Raw genomic sequence first — 261 nt, 5'->3', positions numbered from 1 at the left:
CTATCTATTGGGGGTGTTACGGTATCTGACGGGAACGTTCGTATAGTACGAGAGGAACTACGAATGGGTGCCACTCGTGTACCGGCTGTTCGAGAGAGCACGTGCCGGGCAGCGACGCACCACGGGGTAAGAGCTGAACGCATCTAAGCTCGAAACCCACCTGGAAAAGAGATACCACTGAGATCACTCGTAGAAGACGAGGTCGATAGACTCGGGGTGTACGCGCCAAGGCAACGAGGCGTTGAGCCCGCGAGCACTAAC

1 rRNA gene is annotated in these 261 nt (G+C 56.3%); it reads left to right on the top strand.

The features are described 5' to 3' along the window. Positions 1-261: ribosomal RNA gene (locus C491_RS23540) — 23S ribosomal RNA — on the top strand; the annotation flags it as partial.

This window comes from Natronococcus amylolyticus DSM 10524, assembly GCF_000337675.1.
GTDB classification, from domain to species: Archaea; Halobacteriota; Halobacteria; order Halobacteriales; family Natrialbaceae; genus Natronococcus; species Natronococcus amylolyticus.
The sequence above is the reverse complement of the archived record's forward strand: the minus strand, read 5'-3'. Positions and strand labels throughout refer to the sequence as shown.